The organism is Pseudomonas sp. SDO5532_S415 (assembly GCF_054071155.1).
In genome coordinates this window covers 25,224-43,137 of sequence record NZ_JBSVWS010000030.1, presented here as the reverse complement: position 1 = coordinate 43,137, position 17,914 = coordinate 25,224, and the positions used below count along the sequence as shown (strand labels likewise).

Annotated in this window: 13 protein-coding genes; 4 read left to right on the top strand and 9 right to left on the bottom strand. The window is 59.9% G+C overall.

Annotated elements, in window-relative coordinates; all coding sequences use genetic code 11:
- Positions 1-34: 34 nt before the first annotated feature.
- The 4 genes from ACW9HW_RS10650 to argE all read right to left on the bottom strand — a co-directional run bounded on the left by ACW9HW_RS10650 (position 35) and on the right by argE (position 6,389).
- The gene (locus ACW9HW_RS10650) at positions 35-1,396 is read right to left on the bottom strand and encodes an OprD family porin (protein ID WP_457399772.1); all 1,362 of its coding nucleotides are present in this window, start codon (positions 1,394-1,396) and stop codon (positions 35-37) included.
- A 383-nt stretch (positions 1,397-1,779) separates the two neighbouring features.
- Complete coding sequence (locus ACW9HW_RS10645; RefSeq protein ID WP_207267669.1) at positions 1,780-3,105, bottom strand: OprD family porin; 1,326 nt, start codon at positions 3,103-3,105, stop codon at positions 1,780-1,782.
- Between the two features lie 550 nt (positions 3,106-3,655).
- Positions 3,656-4,954 carry an amino-acid N-acetyltransferase gene (gene argA / locus ACW9HW_RS10640; RefSeq protein ID WP_095196287.1) on the bottom strand — a complete coding sequence of 433 codons (1,299 nt, stop codon included), beginning with the start codon at positions 4,952-4,954 and terminating at the stop codon, positions 3,656-3,658.
- A 265-nt stretch (positions 4,955-5,219) separates the two neighbouring features.
- Positions 5,220-6,389, bottom strand: a complete 1,170-nt coding sequence (argE, locus tag ACW9HW_RS10635; RefSeq protein WP_095196286.1) for an acetylornithine deacetylase — start codon at positions 6,387-6,389, stop codon at positions 5,220-5,222.
- Positions 6,390-6,546: 157 nt separating this feature from the next.
- On the opposite strand from argE, the gene ACW9HW_RS10630 reads away from it, so the two are divergent.
- A complete protein-coding gene (locus tag ACW9HW_RS10630; protein WP_457399770.1) occupies positions 6,547-7,914 on the top strand; it encodes a CYTH domain-containing protein in 1,368 nt (455 codons plus the stop codon).
- Between the two features lie 97 nt (positions 7,915-8,011).
- Here ACW9HW_RS10630 and ACW9HW_RS10625 read toward each other — a convergent pair whose 3' ends face one another.
- The gene (locus tag ACW9HW_RS10625; RefSeq protein ID WP_095196284.1) at positions 8,012-8,476 is read right to left on the bottom strand and encodes an Lrp/AsnC family transcriptional regulator; all 465 of its coding nucleotides are present in this window, start codon (positions 8,474-8,476) and stop codon (positions 8,012-8,014) included.
- A gap of 126 nt (positions 8,477-8,602) precedes the next feature.
- Here ACW9HW_RS10625 and ACW9HW_RS10620 point away from each other — a divergent pair, with 126 nt between their 5' ends.
- The 3 genes from ACW9HW_RS10620 (at position 8,603) to ACW9HW_RS10610 (ending at position 11,197) form a co-directional block, all read left to right on the top strand.
- A complete protein-coding gene (locus tag ACW9HW_RS10620) occupies positions 8,603-8,932 on the top strand; it encodes a hypothetical protein (protein ID WP_457399768.1) in 330 nt (109 codons plus the stop codon).
- A gap of 90 nt (positions 8,933-9,022) precedes the next feature.
- Entirely contained in the window at positions 9,023-10,807 is a 1,785-nt protein-coding gene (locus ACW9HW_RS10615) for a GspE/PulE family protein (RefSeq protein ID WP_457399766.1), read from the top strand.
- Between the two features lie 72 nt (positions 10,808-10,879).
- The gene (locus ACW9HW_RS10610) at positions 10,880-11,197 is read left to right on the top strand and encodes a DUF2388 domain-containing protein (protein ID WP_457399765.1); all 318 of its coding nucleotides are present in this window, start codon (positions 10,880-10,882) and stop codon (positions 11,195-11,197) included.
- Between the two features lie 177 nt (positions 11,198-11,374).
- On the opposite strand, the gene gcvP is transcribed toward ACW9HW_RS10610, so the two are convergent.
- From gcvP to ACW9HW_RS10590, 4 genes are all read right to left on the bottom strand, one after another.
- Complete coding sequence (gcvP, locus tag ACW9HW_RS10605) at positions 11,375-14,248, bottom strand: aminomethyl-transferring glycine dehydrogenase (RefSeq protein WP_457399763.1); 2,874 nt, start codon at positions 14,246-14,248, stop codon at positions 11,375-11,377.
- Between the two features lie 268 nt (positions 14,249-14,516).
- A complete protein-coding gene (gene gcvH / locus ACW9HW_RS10600; protein ID WP_457399761.1) occupies positions 14,517-14,900 on the bottom strand; it encodes a glycine cleavage system protein GcvH in 384 nt (127 codons plus the stop codon).
- Between the two features lie 49 nt (positions 14,901-14,949).
- Positions 14,950-16,032: a glycine cleavage system aminomethyltransferase GcvT gene (gene gcvT / locus ACW9HW_RS10595; protein ID WP_095196278.1), complete on the bottom strand. Its 1,083-nt coding sequence runs from the start codon at positions 16,030-16,032 to the stop codon at positions 14,950-14,952.
- Between the two features lie 156 nt (positions 16,033-16,188).
- Positions 16,189-17,805 (bottom strand): ABC transporter permease, encoded by a 1,617-nt coding sequence (locus tag ACW9HW_RS10590; RefSeq protein WP_457399758.1) that lies wholly within the window; start codon positions 17,803-17,805, stop codon positions 16,189-16,191.
- Positions 17,806-17,914: the final 109 nt, after the last annotated feature.

The window sequence follows — 17,914 nt, the reverse complement described above, 5'->3', positions numbered from 1 at the left end:
ACACCGCTTCGCGAGCAGGCTCGCTCCCACAGTATTACAACAGCGGGATCGAGTAGCTGACGATCAGGCGGTTTTCGTCCTGCGAGCGAGTGTTCGGCAGGTCGGTACGCCACATGGCGTTTCTCCACTGCAGGCCGAGGTTCTTCAGCGGGCCCGACTGGACGACGTAGCCTACGGTCAAGTCGCGTTCCCACTCGGAAGCACCCTTAGCTGCTTGTCCACCGGCCGCGTTGACGGTATCGATATCATCACCGCGCAGGTAGACCACGCCCGCCGTCAGGCCAGGAACGCCGACCTTGGCGAAGTCAAACGAGTAGCGTGCTTGCCAGGTTTTCTCGCCGGCACGGGCGAACTTCTGGATTTGCATGTCAGTAATGATATAGGCCGACGAGCCATCACCCTGGTTCAGAAACGGGAAGTCGCTGCTGCCGTTGCTGACCTGATAACCACCACCGAAGGTGTGACCTTCAACGGTGTACAGGAACAGGCCGCTGTACAGGTTGTTGTCGACCTTGCCTTTACCATTAGGCGCGTTGTAGTCGCCCGAGGTGTAGTAGAACGGATCGTGACCGTTGGCACCGTCATCACGGCTGTTGAAGTAGCGCAGATCGGATTTCAGTACGCCTGGCCCGATTGCCCAGTTGTGTGTCAGACCCAGGAAGTGCTGTTTGTAGAAGTCTTCCAGATTGCCGTAATAGTACTGGGCAGTCAGGTCTTTGGTGATTTTATAGTCACCGCCACCGTAGATGAACTTGTTGCTGTCGCGACCAGCAGCCGTGCGACCGTTGGCACCGGCAATCGACAGCTCTTCATTGTTGCTGGAGTTACGACCCTTGGCGTGTTCGATCTGACCACCGATCAGTGTCAGGTCTTTGATATCGCCCGAGGTGATCTGGCCACCCTGGAAAGTTTGTGGCAGCAGACGACCGTCGTTGGTCACGATCACCGGCAGTTTCGGCTGCAAAGTACCGAGCTTCAGCTCAGTCTGGGAGATCTTGGCCTTGGCTGTCAGGCCCAGGCTGGAGAAGTTATCAACTGCTTCGCCGTTGGATTTGCTTGGGAATACAGTGCCGCCATAAGCGTTACCAGAGGTGCCATTGGCGTTAACGTTGCCATTAGTGCCGCCGCCCGAATCCAGACGCACACCCAGCAGGCCGATGGCGTCGATACCGAAGCCAACGGTGCCTTGGGTGTAGCCGGAAGTGAAACGCAGATCGAAACCTTGGCCCCATTCTTCGTTTTTGTTCGGCTCGGCACTCCCGTCACGGAAGTCCTGGTTGATGTAGAAGTTACGCAGCCCCAAAGTAGCCTTGCTGTCTTCGATGAAACCGGCGGCGCTTGCTTGCTGCGCCAGAACCCCTACGGCCACAGCCAGGGCCAGGGTGGACTTGTTCATGTGTTTCGCTCCTATCGTTTCTAATTTTTTATGTTGCTGGTCCGGGGTCGAACGCCCTGGATCCTTGAATTTGGGCCGCGCAGGATACCTGTTCATAAATCCAAAAAGAATCAGCACATCGTTATTCATATCGCAATGGAATATGGATTGGCAGCAGTTGCCCGAGCCGGGACATCGGTATCGGCTCAAAAACCAATTCCTGAAGTGTTCTTCTTTGGAGGACTGAAACAGGTAGTGCGGGGCCTGATGTGTCAGGTGGGCCTACTGTAGGTGTTCACGATAAAATCTAAAAAGAATAAAAAATCATCAGCATCGCTATTTATGGAATATAAAAATCGACCCGAAAAAAAGCCTCGTCCGCGGACGAGGCTTTTCGCTACGGCTTACTTGAAGGCGTAGGTGTAGTTGAAGATCAGACGGGTCTGGTCCTTGTCGGGCAGGCCGGCTGCGTCGCCACGGTAGACGCCATGACGCACGGTTGCGCCCAGGCCTTTGAGCGTGCCTTGCTGGATGGTGTAGTCCACCCGCATGTCGCGTTCCCACTCGGATGCATCGCTACCGCCGGTAGCGGACTTGATGTTTTCACCCTTCAAGTACGCCACGGACGCTTTCAGACCTGGCACACCCGCAGCGGCGAAGTCGTAGGTGTACTGGCCGAAGGTGGTGTTTTCACCGGCACGAACGAAGCCGTTGATCATGGCATCGGTGAACAGGTAGAAGCTGGTACCACCGTTCCCCTCAGGGCGACCGTTGCTATCAACCACGTTGCCCTGGTTCAAATAAACGAAGCCGCCGTCATCGTTGACGCGCTGATGACCGAGCAGGAAGGCGTTGCCACCCAGGGTGTAGGTGAACATGGCGCTCCAGGTCTTGTTATCGACCTCGCCCGGGGTCTTGGCGAAACCACCGTTGTTGTTGAAACGATAACCGGCGTCACCGTTCTTGCCGTCGGAACTGCTGTCGAAGTAACGAACATCGGTCTTGAAAGACTGATTGGCACTGATCGGGTAAACGTGCACCAAGCCGAGGAAGTTCTGCTTGTAGTAATCTTCCAGGTTCGCGTAGTAGTACTGCAGCATCAGGTCTTTGGTGACCTTCCAGTCAGCACCGGCGTAACGGAATTTGTTGCTCTCCTCGGTACCGCCAGCTACAGCCAGGCCAGTGGAGTTCGACGAGGCGCGACCGGCCGAATGCTCCAGCTGACCGACGTTGAAGGTGACGTTGTCGATTTCCTTGGAGGTGATGGTGCCGCCTTCAAAGGTCTGTGGCAGCAGACGGCTATCGTTCGCTACCAGGATCGGCATGTTTGGCTGCAGAGCGCTACCGTAGTGGGCTTCGGTCTTCGAGAAGCGTGCCTTGACGTTCCCCCCCACACGGCTCCACTCGTGCACTGCCGAACCGTCAGTGTCGCTTGGGAAGAAGGTGTTGGCGTCCGGATGGTGGCCCTTGCCACCGTCCAGATGGATACCCACCAGTGCCTGGGCGTCGAAACCGAAACCGACGACACCCTGAGTGAATCCAGACAGGTAATCGAACTTGAAGCCCTGAGCGGTCTCGCGCTGATCTGCGCCACCGTCACGGTTATCGTCGTTGTAATACATGGTGCGCGAACTGATGGAAGCCTTGCTGTCTTCGATGAAACCCGCGGCGCCTGCCTGCTGCGCCAAAACCCCTACGGCCACGGCCAGGGCCAAGGTGGACTTGTTCATTGTTAAGCTCCTCTCGTCTCTAATTCTTGTAGTCCTGGTCCCGGGTCCATTGCCCGAAATCCTAAGATGCGCGATTAGCGCCGGACGGTGACTCACAAGTCAATCGTAACCATGTGTGTCTACGACCATAGTCTAATCCCCAGATTTTTGGTCCATGCAGGGTCATGAGTTCGTCATGAACCTGAAAAGAATGGGTGGATTCTTTTCTCATACCGTTTAGGAATTAAGCTCCCCGTCCTGCGACTGCTCAGAATAGAGCGGCGGCTGATCAGCTAATTCCTAAAGGGTATTCTCCAAACGATCTATAGATCGATCCGGCCTTGACACAATGCCGCAACAATTACTGTCGAAATGGCCAACGCCCTGCCGAACAAACGCGCACTATCCGGCCCATTTGTTACAGTTTATGTATCGGAGATTTTATTTTTCGCAGGACTTGCAGGAGCGAGCTTGCTCGCGATGGACGTCAACGATGACGAAGGCGTCCTGGATGAACGCGGTGCCTTCGAGTTCATCGCGAGCAAGCTCGCTCCTACAGTGAGTGGGGCGATCAGAGGGCTTTTTCGAAGATCTTCGAGTTACGCTGATAGTTGTACAACGACGCCCGCGCTGACGGCAGGCGTTCGACGCTGCTCGGCGCAAAACCACGCTCGCGGAACCAGTGGGCCGTGCGAGTAGTTAGGACGAACAAGGTTTTCAATCCCTGGGCCCGGGCGCGGGTTTCAATGCGCTCCAGCAGTTCATCGCCGCGACCGCCATGACGGTACTCCGGGTTCACCGCCAGACACGCCAGCTCACCGGCATCCGAATCGGCAATCTGATACAGCGCCGCGCAGGCGATGATCATGCCTTCACGCTCGACCACGCTGAACTGCTCGATCTCGCGCTCCAGCACTTCCCGGGAACGCCGCACCAAAATGCCCTGCTCTTCCAGCGGGCTGATCAAATCCAGCAATCCACCGACGTCTTCAATGGCCGCTTCGCGCACCACTTCGAACTGTTCCTGGGCCACCAGCGTACCGCCGCCGTCGCGGGTGAAGAGTTCGGTCAGCAGCGCGCCATCCTCGGCATAGCTGACGATGTGGCTGCGGGCCACACCGCCCCGGCAGGCTTCAGCTGCGGCATCGAGCAGCTCCGCCTGGTAGTTGCTGCCCAGACGCTGCAGATGCGCCGGCACCTGTTGCGGACGCAACTCACGCACCAGTCGCCCGTGTTCATCGATCAAGCCTTCTTCAGCACCGAACAGCAGCAGTTTGTCCGCGCCCAGGTCGATGGCGGCGCGGGTGGCGACGTCTTCACAGGCGAGGTTGAAGATTTCGCCGGTCGGCGAGTAACCCAATGGCGACAGTAGCACGATGGAACGCTCGTCCAGCAGGCGGTTGATGCCCTTGCGGTCGACCCGGCGCACTTCGCCGGTGTGGTGATAGTCGACGCCTTCAAGCACACCGATCGGTCGTGCGGTCACCAGGTTTCCGCTGGCCACCCGCAGGCGCGAGCCCTGCATGGGTGAGGAAGCCATGTCCATCGACAGCCGTGCTTCGATGGCGATGCGCAGTTGGCCAACGGCGTCGATCACGCATTCCAGGGTCGCGGCATCGGTGATGCGCATACCGTGGTGGTAATGCGGGGTCAGGCCACGGGCGGCGAGGCGCGCTTCAATTTGCGGGCGGGAGCCGTGCACCAGCACCAGCCGCACGCCCAGGCTGTGCAACAGCACCAGGTCGTGGACGATATTGCCGAAGTTGGAGTGCTCGACACCGTCGCCGGGAAGCATGACGACAAAGGTGCAATCGCGGTGGGCGTTGATGTAAGGCGAAGCGTGACGAAGCCAATTGACGTATTCGGGCATGAACCTGGGCCTGTAATAAATAGCAGCCTAAAAAAGGGCGAAACAGAAAACGCACAGCGGGCTGATGGTTATCGTCGGAACAGGCTTGGCGACACGCGCGCTCTCCTCATGAATACGGGTTGGGATACCGGCAATTTATACGGCCTTTCGGCCAAAACACAGACCTTGTGGGAGCGAGCCTGGTCGCGAAGGCGGTCTTTCAGTCGACATCGATGTGCCTGTCCCATCGCATTCGCGAGCAGGCTCGCTCCCACATTGATCGCATTTAACCCATTGGCACAGAAGTTTTGGCCGGTGTCAGGCAGTAATGTTCAATCAACTGACGTAATAGATGCACCGTAGGCTGCAAACGTGACATTTCGAGGAATTCCCCCGGCTGGTGGGCGCAGGCGATATCGCCAGGGCCAAGCACCAGTGTTTCACAGCCAAGTCGCTGAAGATAAGGCGCTTCGGTGCCGAACGCCACCGCTTCGGCACGATGGCCGGTCAGCTTTTCGGCGATTCGCACCAGCTCCGCGTCCTCGGCCTGCTCGAACGGCGGCACTTCGGGGAACAGCGGCGCGTAATCGATCTTGACCTGATGCCGCTCGGCGACCGGCCTGAGCCTCTGCAAAATCTCTGCACGGAGCGCCTTGGGGTCCATGCCCGGCAAGGGTCGCAGGTCGAATTCCAGCGAACACTGGCCGCAGATGCGGTTCGGGTTGTCGCCACCATGGATGCAACCGAGATTCAGGGTCGGGGTCGGCACGCTGAACTGTGGGTTGCGAAATTCACGCTGCCACAGCAAGCGCAAGCCGCGCAGTTCGCCGATGGCATCGTGCATGGCTTCCAGGGCGCTGTGGCCCAGGCGTGGGTCTGAGGAATGACCGCTCTGCCCAAGGATATCGATGCGCTCCATCATGATGCCCTTGTGCATGCGGATCGGTTTGAGTCCGGTCGGTTCGCCGATCACCGCTGCCCGTCCCAAAGGGCGCCCCGCTTCAGCCAGCGCCCGGGCACCGGACATCGAGCTTTCTTCATCACAGGTGGCAAGGATCAGCAGCGGCTGTTTGAACGGTTGATCGAGCAGCGGCTTCACCGCCTCGATGGCCAGGGCGAAAAAGCCCTTCATGTCGCAACTGCCCAGGCCGACCCAACGACCGTCGACTTCGGTGAGCTTCAGCGGATCGGTCTGCCACAGCGCGCCATCGAACGGCACCGTGTCGCTATGACCGGCGAGCACCAGGCCGCCGGGGCCGCTGCCGAAACTGGCCAGCAGATTGAATTTGCCGGGGCTGACCTGCTGGATGTCGCAGGCAAACCCGAGGTCACCGAGCCAGGCGGCCAGCAGGTCGATCACCGGACGATTGGATTGATCGAGACTCGCCTGGGTGCAACTGACGGACGGTGCAGCGATCAGTGCAGCGAACTGATCTTTCATGGATGGCAAAGGCATCGCTGGCTCCAACTCCCGAATTGAAGTCCATCATAGAGCCATCCAATGACAGGAATAAACCGTTGCGGCACGCAGCGCCGATCAGTCCTGTACACTGCACAGCCTTGGCAGCCACACATTCCCCCCGGCTGCGCTCCCGATCCTGGATTTTCCGGCCATGCAGAAAGAAACCGAAATCAAACTCCGCGTCAGCCGCGAAACCCTCGCCGCCCTGCGCGAGCACCCGTTACTGAAAAAACGCAACAAAAGTGGCTGGGAAAGCCGTGAGTTGATGAACCAGTACTTCGACACGCCCGAGCGCGACCTGGCCCGCGCCAAGGTGGCCCTGCGCCTGCGCAAAGATGGCGATGCCGTGATTCAGACCCTCAAGACCCGCGGCCAGAGCGTCGCCGGTCTGTCCGAGCGTAACGAGTTCGAATGGCACCTGCCCAAAGCCAAGCTCGATGTGAAGAAACTCGACGGCGAATGCTGGCCCGAAGCGCTGGCCGAACTGGACAAGAAAACCCTGAAACCGATTTTCACCACCGATTTCGTGCGCGAATACGCCGAGATCGCCTGGGGTCGCGGCAAGTCCAAAGTGGTCATCGAAGCCGCGCTGGACCTGGGCCAGGTGATCGTCGGCAAGCAGAAAGAAGAAATCTGCGAACTGGAACTCGAATTGCGCGAAGGCGAACCGGCCGCGCTGCTGGAACTGGCCGCTGAACTGGCCGCGACCCTGCCACTGATGCCGTGTGACATCAGCAAGGCCGAACGCGGTTATCGCTTGCACGACGCCAACAGCTATTCGTTGAGCTTGCCGGCACCACAACTCACTGCCGAAACGCCGCTGGACGACGCCTTCGCCGCCCTGTGCTGGCATTTGCTGGCCAGCAGTCAGCGTCTGGCCGAGCAGTATCGCTTCAACGGCCACTGGCGATTGCTGCAAGACTGGGTGGAAAACCTCGCCGAGTTGCGTGCACTGGTGAGCAGCCTCGGCCAGGCCGCGCCGCGTCAATCGACCCACGACCTGCGCGCCGCACTGGATGCCTTGCTGGAAGACTGGCGCCCTCTGGTCCAGGCCGGTATGGATGATGAAGACGTGCGTAAAGCCGCGCCGGAACAGTTCCTCGAAGAACTCGAAGATCCGCGCTGGGGCCTGTTCTCCCTGAGTACTTCACGCTGGTTGCTGGCCCGCACCTGGACCGCCGACCGCAACACCCGCGGCAATCGCCAGGGCGCGGCGCAGTTGGGCAGTTGGTTGCCGCGACTGTTGGGCGAAGAAGCCAACTCGCTGCAATTGCAACGCTACCAGCAACAACCGGAAGACCTGGCCGAGCAACTGCCGCGTATCGAACGTATCCAGGCCTGGCTGCACCACGCGCGCAACGTGCTGGAAATCCCGGAAATGGATCGCCTGTATGGCGAGCTGAACAAACTGGCGCAACTGGCCAACGAACCGATCACCGACGAAGCCCTGGATGCGCGCAAGCAGCAGGCGATTGCGGTGTATCAGAATCGGGCCTGGAAGACTTTGCTGCGCCTGTAATACCGCCTTCGCGAGCAGCCTCGCTCCCACATTGAAATGCGTTCTCCCGTGGGAGCGAGCCTGCTCGCGAAGAGGCAGCCACATCCCCCGCAAAACATCAGACCGGCAAACTCGTCGTGGACTTGATCTCTGACAAAGCCACGATCGAGTTGACCTCCTGAATCCCCGGCACCATCGACAGCTTCTCGAAGAAGAAGCGTTCATACGCCTCGATGTCCGCCGCGACGATCCGCAACATGAAATCCACCGCCCCCATCAATACGTAACACTCCAGCACCTCCGGAAACCCACGAATCGCCTCGGTGAATTCGGTGAAGTTCGAGCGTCCGTGGGCGTTGAGTTTGACCTGGGCGAAAATCTGCGTATTCAGACCGATTTTCTTGCGGTCAAGCAGGGTCACCTGGGCGCGAATGATCCCCTCCTCTTTCATCCGCTGGATCCGCCGCCAGCAGGGCGACTGCGAAAGTCCCACCTGCTCGGCGATCTGCGCACTGGAAAGCGAAGCGTCCTCCTGAAGCAACGCCAGGATCTTGCGGTCGTAGCCGTCCAGTTCGCTTTGCATAAAAAAACCTGTGATGGATGACTTTATGAATCATGCGATTCGATTTAACCGCGATTCATCCCATCATAGATAAGAAATACCCGCCACCGAATGTAAAAATTTCTCCATTGATTTTGGAGAACGACCATGCCGCACCTGGAAGCCGTGAACACCCGCGCCGATGTCTGGAATGTCAGTAACGTGCACTCCCGCGTGCGCTACCAATTACTGGCCGAAGCCGAGCCCGACCTGCTGTGCCGCGCGCTCAACTTGTTCGCTTTGCAGTTCTTGACGCCCGAAGAGGTGCACGTGCAGCGCCAGGACGACTTGCTGGCCATCGAGGTTGTCATCGACGGACTGAGCTGGCACCGCGCCCAGGTGATCGCAGAAAAACTTCGCAACCTGATCAGCGTCTGCTCGGTGGATCTGCAAAGCGCCGACCCTGCCTGGGTTGAAGCCGCTCAGGCAACCGGCTGAAAAAAACCGATACGGCTTCGTCGGGTAGTGGCCCAACGGTCTGTGGTGCCACGACTATCCTTTGCGCACTGTTGTTCAAAAGGAGCCCGCATGTCCGTTCAACTCACCATTCAGGACCGCTGGCTGGATCTCAATGATGTGCTGCGCGAACTGGTCGCCCAGGGCTTTATCAGCCAGAACTCGGCTGAACACGCGCTCAATGCCCGTCGCCGCCACGCCAACCATGGCCAGATGCACCCACTGGAGTTCATCGCCAGCCAACAGCTGAACGACCTCAGTCGCCCCGGCAAGCACCTGGACCTGGAAAACCTGACCCTGTGGCTGTCCCAACAGGCTGGTCAGCCTTACCTGCGTATCGACCCGCTGAAAATCAACGTCGCGGCCGTGACACCGCTGATGTCCTACGCCTTCGCCCAGCGCCACAAGATTCTCGCGATCTCCATCGACCGCGACGCCGTGACGGTGGCGAGCGCCCAGCCCTACGTCAACGGCTGGGAAGCCGACCTGACGCATGTGCTGAAATTGCCGATCAAGCGCGTCGTGGCCAACCCGGTGGATATCCAGCGTTTCAGCGTTGAGTTCTTTCGCCTGGCCAAATCGGTCACGGGGGCGAGCAACGCCGATCAGCAGACCAGCACCCTGGGCAATTTCGAACAGTTGCTCAATCTCGGCGCCAGCGATCAGGAGCCGGATGCCAACGACGCGCATATCGTCAACATCGTCGACTGGCTGTTCCAGTACGCCTTCCAGCAGCGCGCCAGCGATATCCACATTGAACCCCGGCGCGAACAAGGCACGGTGCGCTTTCGCATCGACGGCGTGTTGCACAACGTTTACCAATTCCCGCCGCAAGTCACCATGGCCATCGTCAGCCGCCTGAAAAGCCTGGGGCGGATGAACGTCGCGGAGAAACGCAAACCCCAGGATGGCCGGGTCAAGACCAAGACCCCGGATGGCGGCGAAGTGGAGCTGCGGCTGTCGACCCTGCCGACTGCCTTCGGCGAAAAAATGGTCATGCGGATCTTCGACCCGGAGGTGTTGCTCAAGGACTTCGATCAGCTGGGGTTTTCAGCCGATGACCTGCGCCGCTGGCAGGACATGACCCGTCAACCCAACGGCATCATTCTGGTCACGGGGCCGACCGGTTCCGGCAAGACCACCACGCTGTACACCACACTGAAGAAACTGGCGACGCCGGAGGTCAACCTCTGCACCATCGAAGACCCGATTGAAATGGTCGAGCCGGCGTTCAACCAGATGCAGGTCCAGCACAACATCGACCTGACCTTCGCTTCCGGGGTGCGTGCACTGATGCGACAAGACCCGGACATCATCATGATTGGCGAAATCCGCGACCTCGAAACCGCCGAGATGGCGATCCAGGCCGCCCTCACCGGTCACCTGGTGCTGTCGACGCTGCACACCAACGATGCGCCGAGCGCCATCAGCCGCCTGCTGGAACTGGGCGTGCCGCATTACCTGATCAAGGCCACGGTGCTCGGGGTCATGGCCCAGCGGCTGGTGCGAACCTTGTGCCCGCATTGCAAGGCTCCGAACACCCTGGGGGAAGAAGACTGGCAAACACTGACCCGGCCCTGGCAAGCCCCCCTGCCCACCAACGCTCAACGCGCCATCGGCTGCCTGGAATGCCGCGACACCGGCTATCACGGCCGCGCCGGGGTGTACGAAATCATGCAATTGACCGACGGTCTGAAAGCGCTGATCAGTCCCGACACCGATTTACTGGCGGTGCGGCGTCAGGCATTCAAGGAAGGCATGCGCAGCTTGCGCCTGTCAGGCGCACAGAAGGTGGCGGCCGGCGTGACCACGGTCGAGGAGGTCCTGCGCGTGACGCCGCAGAGCGAGCAGAAGTAGGTAAGCGGCAATGGAACTCGATTGGGGGAATCGCTATCAAAGGCGGTAGTTTATCCAGTGGAGTTACCTTCTATGCGTCTCAAACTTGCTGTCGCTACCATCGTCCTGTTGTCCCTGCCTGTCGGTTCGGCGATGGCTGATAGCTTTTGGCGTAACGTTCTTACTTCCGGTGCAACCACCGGTTCGACCTACCTGACCTTCAAGGATCACAAGCTGATCGTCGCTGCCCAGGACGATGCCGGCAGTTTCGTCGCCAGTGACGGCGGCATCCGCGGCCCGTATCTCGAAGCTGCGATGCAGAAAGTCCGCGCCGACAACCCGGGCCTGCAGGCCACGGACATGGAACTGGCGAATGCGATCCTGGCAAAGAATGCCGTGGCTTCGGAATAAGCTTCCAGCCAAACAGAAAATGCCGCTCACTTGAGCGGCATTTTTATTGGCCTACAGAAATCCCCTGTGGGAGCGAGCCTGCTCGCGAAGGCGATAGGTCAGTCGAAATCATCGTGACTGTTGAAACGCTTTCGCGAGCAGGCTCGCTCCCACAGGGGTTATGCGTAGCCAGAAGTCTCAGCGGTACTCATCCAGCGGCACACAGGCACAAAACAGATTCCGGTCGCCATACACATTGTCCACCCGGTTCACCGCCGGCCAGTACTTGTGGGCCTTGGTGTGAGCATCCGGCGTCACGCCTTGTTCGATGCTATAGGGACGTTCCCAAATCCCGGTGATATCGGCCAAGGTATGCGGCGCTCGTTTGAGCGGGTTGTCCTCGGCCGGCCAGTTGCCGTTCTGCACCTCGGTGATTTCCGCGCGGATGCTCAGCATTGCGCCGATGAAGCGGTCCAGTTCCGCTTTCGATTCACTTTCGGTCGGTTCGACCATCAACGTGCCCGGCACGGGGAACGACATGGTCGGTGCATGGAAGCCATAGTCCATCAGGCGCTTGGCGACGTCTTCCTCGCTGATGCCGGTCAACGTCTTGAGCGGTCGCAAATCGAGAATGCATTCGTGGGCCACCCGCTCGTTGCGCCCGGTGTAGAGCACCGGGAACGCCCCGGACAAGTGCCGAGCCAGGTAATTCGCGGCGAGGATCGCCACTTCGCTGGCATCGGCCAGCTGCGGGCCCATCATGGCGATGTACATCCAGCTGATCGGCAAGATGCTCGCGCTGCCCCAGGGCGCGGCACTGACGGCACCGTTCTGCGCCAGCGGCCCCTCGATCGGCACCACCGGGTGATTGGCCACGAACGGCGCCAGGTGCGCACGTACGCCAATCGGCCCCATGCCCGGCCCGCCACCGCCATGGGGAATACAGAAGGTCTTGTGCAAGTTCATGTGGGACACATCGGCGCCAATGTCCGCCGGTCGCGCCAGCCCGACCTGGGCATTGAGGTTGGCGCCGTCCATGTAGACCTGGCCGCCATGGCTGTGGATAACTTCGCAGATCTCGCTGATGCCTTCCTCGTACACGCCGTGGGTCGACGGATAGGTCGCCATCAGGCAGGAGAGCTTGTCGCCGGCTTCGGCGGCCTTTTCTTTCAGGTCATCCAGGTCGACGTTGCCTGCTTCGTCACATTCGACAATCACCACACGCATCCCGGCCATCTGCGCCGAGGCCGGGTTGGTGCCGTGGGCCGAAGACGGGATCAGGCAGACATCCCGCCCGCCCTGCTGACGGCTCTCATGATATTTGCGAATCGCCAGCAGCCCCGCGTACTCGCCCTGGGCACCGGAATTGGGCTGCATGCAGATTGCATCGAAACCAGTGATCGCGCAGAGCCAGCGCTCCAGTTCTTCGATCATCAATGAATAACCGACCGCCTGCTCTTTCGGTGCGAATGGATGCAGATTAGCGAACTGCGGCCAGGTAATCGGAATCATCTCGCTAGTGGCATTGAGTTTCATGGTGCAAGAGCCCAGCGGGATCATCGACTGATTAAGTGCCAGGTCCTTGTTTTCCAGCTGCTTGAGGTAGCGCAGCATCTCGGTTTCGCTGTGGTGGGCGTTGAACACCGGATGGCGCAGATAGGGGGTGGTTCTTTGCAAAGGGCTCGGGATACCGGGAGCCAGCACCTCGGCATCGAGTTCATCGACACTCAGCCCATGATCGGCTCCCAGGAATACATCGAACAGCTTGGCTACGGTGGATTCGTCGCAGGTTTCGTCAAGACTCAAGCCCAATTGCCCGCGCCCCAGAATGCGCAAATTGATCTGCGCGGCCTGGGCGCTTTCGATGATCGCGGTCTGGGTGCCGCCGACTTCCAGGGTCAGGGTGTCGAAGAAATGCCGGTTGAGGCGCGTGACGCCCTTGCGTTCAAGGCCCGCGGCGAGGATGCAGGTCAGTCGGTGCACGCGCTGGGCTATGCGCTTGAGCCCTTCCGGGCCGTGGTAGACCGCATAGAAACTGGCGATGTTGGCCAGCAGCACTTGCGCGGTACAGATGTTCGAGTTGGCTTTTTCACGGCGAATATGTTGCTCACGGGTTTGCAGGGCCATGCGCAGGGCAACGTTGCCGCGTGCATCTTTCGACACGCCGATGATCCGCCCGGGAATCGCCCGTTTGTACTCGTCGCGACTGGCAAAAAAAGCCGCATGCGGACCGCCATAGCCCATGGGCACGCCGAAGCGCTGGGAAGAGCCAAACACCACGTCAGCGCCCAACTCCCCAGGCGGCGTCAACAGCAGCAGGCTCAGCAGATCAGCCGCCACACAGGCCAGCGCCTGCTGGGCGTGCAGATGATCGATCAACGGACGCAGGTCGCGGATCTCGCCATGGGTGTCGGGATATTGCAGCAGCGCGCCGAACACCTGGTGCTGCTTCAAGTTATCCACAGCGTCGATGATCAACTCGAAGCCGAAGCCTTCGGCGCGGGTCTGCACCACGGAAATGGTCTGTGGATGGCAGTTTTCATCGACAAAGAACACATTGCTTTTCGACTTGGCCACCCGTTTGGCCAGGGCCATGGCTTCCGCCGCCGCGGTAGCTTCATCCAGCAGCGAGGCATTGGCCAGCTCCAGCCCGGTCAGGTCGATGGTCAATTGCTGGAAATTCAGTAGTGCTTCGAGCCGCCCCTGGGCGATTTCCGGTTGATAGGGTGTGTACGCGGTGTACCAACCGGGATTTTCCAGCACATTGCGCAGGATGACAGCCGGCGTGAGTGTGCCGTGATACCCCATGCCGATCAGGCTGGTCCAGACCTGGTTCTGTTCGGCGTAGCCTCGCAGCTTGGCCAACGCGGCCTCTTCGTCGAGGGCCGGCGGCAAATCCAGCGGCCGGTTCAGGCGAATCCCCGGTGGCACTGTCTGCTCGATCAGCTCGACCCGGCTACCAAGGCCGAGACTGTCGAGCATGGCCTGCTGCTCGGCGGTATCCGGCCCGAGGTGGCGGCGAAGAAAGGCATTGGGGTCGCGTAATTGGCTCAAGGACGGCAACTGGGACATGACGGGCTCTCTCTTGACTGGCGCTCAACGTCGATGCAACACGGTCAAACCAGCATAGCAGTCACTGCCAACAGCGAACCTGCAGGAAAACCTGATTCCCTTGTGGGAGCGAGCCTGCTCGCGAAAGCGGTGGGTCAGTCGAAATCAATGTCACATGTTAAGCCGTATTCGTCGGAACGCCGCCCGGAGCCGGCTCGCTCCCACAAGAAGGAACCGGGCAGACAAAAAAGCCCCGACAAGTCGGGGCTTTGGGGATGACGCTAAAGGCTTATTCGCCGATGGCGGCCTTGTATCCGGCCGCATCGAGCAGCTTGTCCAGCTCAGCCTTGTCGCTTGGCTTGAGCTTGAAGATCCACGCGCCGTACGGGTCGCTGTTGAGCAGTTCCGGCGAAGCGCTCAAATCTTCGTTGACCGCGATCACTTCACCGGCAATCGGGGCGTAGATGTCGGAAGCGGCTTTGACCGATTCAACGACACCCGACTGATCACCGGCAGCAAACACGTTGCCGACTTCAGTCAGCTCGACGAACACCACATCACCCAGCGCTTCCTGCGCGTGATCGCTGATGCCCACGGTGACGGTGCCATCGGCTTCCAGGCGAGCCCATTCGTGACTTTCGGCAAAACGCAGGTCGGCAGGGATATCGCTCATGTTCTGTGTCCTCAAGGATATTGTCAGCGGTGATTGCCGCCAGAAAAGGTTAGATCAAGGTTTTGCCATGGCGTACGAAGGTCGGTTTGACCACTCGGACCGGGTACCACTTGCCACGGATTTCCACTTCCGCGCGGTCGGCAGTTGCCATCGGCACGCGCGCCAGTGCAATCGACTTGCTAAGCGTAGGAGAGAAACTACCACTGGTGATCTCTCCTTCGCCAACATCGGCGATACGGACCACTTGATGAGCGCGCAAAACCCCACGCTCCTCAAGGACCAGACCGACCAGTTTGTGCTGTACGCCAGCGCTGCGCTCGGCTTCCAGCGCGGTGCGCCCGATGAACTGGCGGGCGGCCGGTTCCCACGCAATGCTCCAGGCCATGTTGGATGCCAGCGGTGAAACGTCTTGATGAATATCCTGACCGTACAGGTTCATGCCGGCCTCGACCCGCAAGGTATCCCGCGCGCCCAGGCCGATCGGGGAGATACCCGCGCCCACCAGGTCGTTGAAAAACCCCGGCGCCTGATCGGCCGGCAGGATGATTTCCAGACCGTCTTCACCGGTGTAACCGGTGCGCGCGATGAACCAGTCACCGTCGGGCTGCCCTTCGAAGGGTTTGAGCAGCTGGATCAGGTTGCCGCGGGACTGGGTCACCAATTCAGCAACCTTTTGCCGGGCGTGAGGGCCTTGAATCGCCAGCATCGCCAACTCGGAGCGTTCGCTGAGCTGCACGTCGAAGCCGTCGAGATGGGCTTGCATCCATGCGATGTCCTGATCGCGGGTTGAAGCATTGACCACCAGACGATAACCATCGTCCAGACGGTAGACGATCATGTCGTCGACGATGCCGCCGCGCTCGTTGAGCATGGTGCTGTACAACGCGCGGCCGGAGCTGTGCAGGCGCTCGACATCATTGGCCAGCAAATGCTGCAACCAGGCTTTGGCCTGGGGGCCGTCGACATCGATCACGGTCATGTGGGATACATCAAAAACACCGCAATCGCGGCGCACCTCATGGTGCTCCTCGACCTGCGATCCGTAATGCAGAGGCATATCCCAACCGCCAAAATCGACCATCTTCGCGCCGAGGGCGAGATGAAGGTCATACAGAGGCGTACGCTGTCCCATGGGTTTCTCCTTCCGGGCGTGGCGAAGGTGCGGGCGAGTGCTCTATCGAGTAAAAGCCTTGAAACAAAAGGCTTCCAGCCGACTTCTACTACCTTGTCTGTCAGACAGACCGCACCGAATGCCGCGCATTGTAGCCGCAAGGTGTAGGACTGACACCTAGCTGTTTCGATGCGCCGAACGTCGTATCAATCCGATGACCGGTAGCAGTCCGACCAAAACCAGGGTCAGTGCCGGCAAAGACGCCCTCGCCCACTCGCCCTCGCTGGTCATTTCGAAGATCCGCACGGCCAGTGTGTCCCAGCCAAACGGGCGCATCAGCAGGGTCGCGGGCATTTCCTTGAGCACATCGACGAACACCAGCAGCGCCGCGCTCAACGAACCAGGCAGCAACAACGGCAGATACACTTTGAAAAACAGTCGCGGCCCACTGACGCCAAGGCTACGTGCCGCTTCGGGCAAAGATGGCCGTATACGCGCCAGACTGCTTTCCAGCGGCCCGTAAGCCACGGCGATGAAGCGCACCAGGTAGGCCAGCAGCAACGCCGACAGACTGCCCAGCAGCAGTGGTTTGCCGGCGCCACCGAGCCAGCCGGAGAGCGGGATCACCAGTTCGCGGTCCAGGTAACTGAACGCCAGCATGATCGATACCGCCAGCACCGAGCCGGGCAAGGCGTAGCCAAGATTGGCCAGACTGACCCCGGCGCGGATCCCTTGGGTCGGCGCGAGGCGTTGGGCAAATGCCAATATCAGCGCGACACTGACGGTGATCAACGCGGCCAGCGCGCCCAGGTACAGGGTGTGGAGAATCAAACCGCTGTAACGCTCATCCAGATCGAAGCGCCCACGTTGCCAGAACCACACCAACAGTTGCAGCACCGGAATGACAAAGGCACAGGCGAACACCAGAGCGCACCACCCCGTGGCCAACAACGCTTTGATGCCATGCAAGTGGTACAACGCCTTGACCCGTGGCCGTTCATTGCTCGCCCGATTGGCCCCGCGCGCACGACGCTCGCCGTACAGCACCACCATCACCACCAGCAATAACAGGCTGGCCAGTTGTGCGGCGCTGGAAAGACTGAAAAACCCGTACCAGGTCTTGTAGATCGCGGTCGTGAATGTGTCGAAGTTGAACACCGACACCGCGCCAAAATCCGCCAGGGTTTCCATCAGCGCCAACGCCACGCCAGCGCCGATGGCGGGACGCGCCATGGGCATGGCCACCCGCCAGAATGCCTGCCATGGCGATTGCCCCAGCACCCGCGCGGCTTCCATCAGGCCTTTGCCCTGAGCGAGGAACGCGGTACGCGCCAGCAGGTAAACGTACGGATAAAACACCAGCACCAGAACCAGAATCACCCCGCCCGTGGAACGCACGCGCGGCAAACGCAGGCCCGTGCCGAACCACTCGCGCAGCAGGGTTTGCACGGGACCGGAAAAATCCAGCAGACCGACGAAAACGAAGGCCAGCACGTAGGCCGGAATTGCAAAAGGCAGCATCAAGGCCCAATCCAGCCAACGCCTGCCGGGGAATTCACAGAGGCTGGTGAGCCAGGCCAGGCTTACACCGAGGATCGTCACCCCGACACCGACGCCAAGCACCAGGGTCAGGGTGTTGCCCAGCAAACGCGGCATCTGTGTGTCCCACAGGTGGGACCAGATTTGTTGATCGATGGATTGCCAGGAAAGCAGCAACACACTCAGGGGCAGCAGGACCAGCGCAGCGATGGCGAAGACCAGGGGGTACCAGCGGCGTTGGGCGGGGTGGGCCAAGGGAAAGCTCTCTAACGGATGGGAGAAGCCCCTGTAGGAGCGAGCTTGCTCGCGAAAAACGTCAACGATTACGCGGGGTGCCTGACTGTTCGCGGTGCCCCGACGTTCA

What these genes read in the sequence shown, in the direction of transcription:
- gcvP (WP_457399763.1), bottom strand. Translation starts at nt 14,248, where the DNA reads ATGTCCCAGTTGCCGTCCTTGAGCCAATTACGCGACCCCAATGCCTTT.
- ACW9HW_RS10615 (WP_457399766.1), top strand. Translation starts at nt 9,023, where the DNA reads ATGTCCGTTCAACTCACCATTCAGGACCGCTGGCTGGATCTCAATGAT.
- ACW9HW_RS10650 (WP_457399772.1), bottom strand. Translation starts at nt 1,396, where the DNA reads ATGAACAAGTCCACCCTGGCCCTGGCTGTGGCCGTAGGGGTTCTGGCG.
- ACW9HW_RS10610 (WP_457399765.1), top strand. Translation starts at nt 10,880, where the DNA reads ATGCGTCTCAAACTTGCTGTCGCTACCATCGTCCTGTTGTCCCTGCCT.
- argE (WP_095196286.1), bottom strand. Translation starts at nt 6,389, where the DNA reads ATGCCTTTGCCATCCATGAAAGATCAGTTCGCTGCACTGATCGCTGCA.
- argA (WP_095196287.1), bottom strand. Translation starts at nt 4,954, where the DNA reads ATGCCCGAATACGTCAATTGGCTTCGTCACGCTTCGCCTTACATCAAC.
- ACW9HW_RS10620 (WP_457399768.1), top strand. Translation starts at nt 8,603, where the DNA reads ATGCCGCACCTGGAAGCCGTGAACACCCGCGCCGATGTCTGGAATGTC.
- gcvH (WP_457399761.1), bottom strand. Translation starts at nt 14,900, where the DNA reads ATGAGCGATATCCCTGCCGACCTGCGTTTTGCCGAAAGTCACGAATGG.
- ACW9HW_RS10645 (WP_207267669.1), bottom strand. Translation starts at nt 3,105, where the DNA reads ATGAACAAGTCCACCTTGGCCCTGGCCGTGGCCGTAGGGGTTTTGGCG.
- ACW9HW_RS10625 (WP_095196284.1), bottom strand. Translation starts at nt 8,476, where the DNA reads ATGCAAAGCGAACTGGACGGCTACGACCGCAAGATCCTGGCGTTGCTT.
- ACW9HW_RS10630 (WP_457399770.1), top strand. Translation starts at nt 6,547, where the DNA reads ATGCAGAAAGAAACCGAAATCAAACTCCGCGTCAGCCGCGAAACCCTC.
- gcvT (WP_095196278.1), bottom strand. Translation starts at nt 16,032, where the DNA reads ATGGGACAGCGTACGCCTCTGTATGACCTTCATCTCGCCCTCGGCGCG.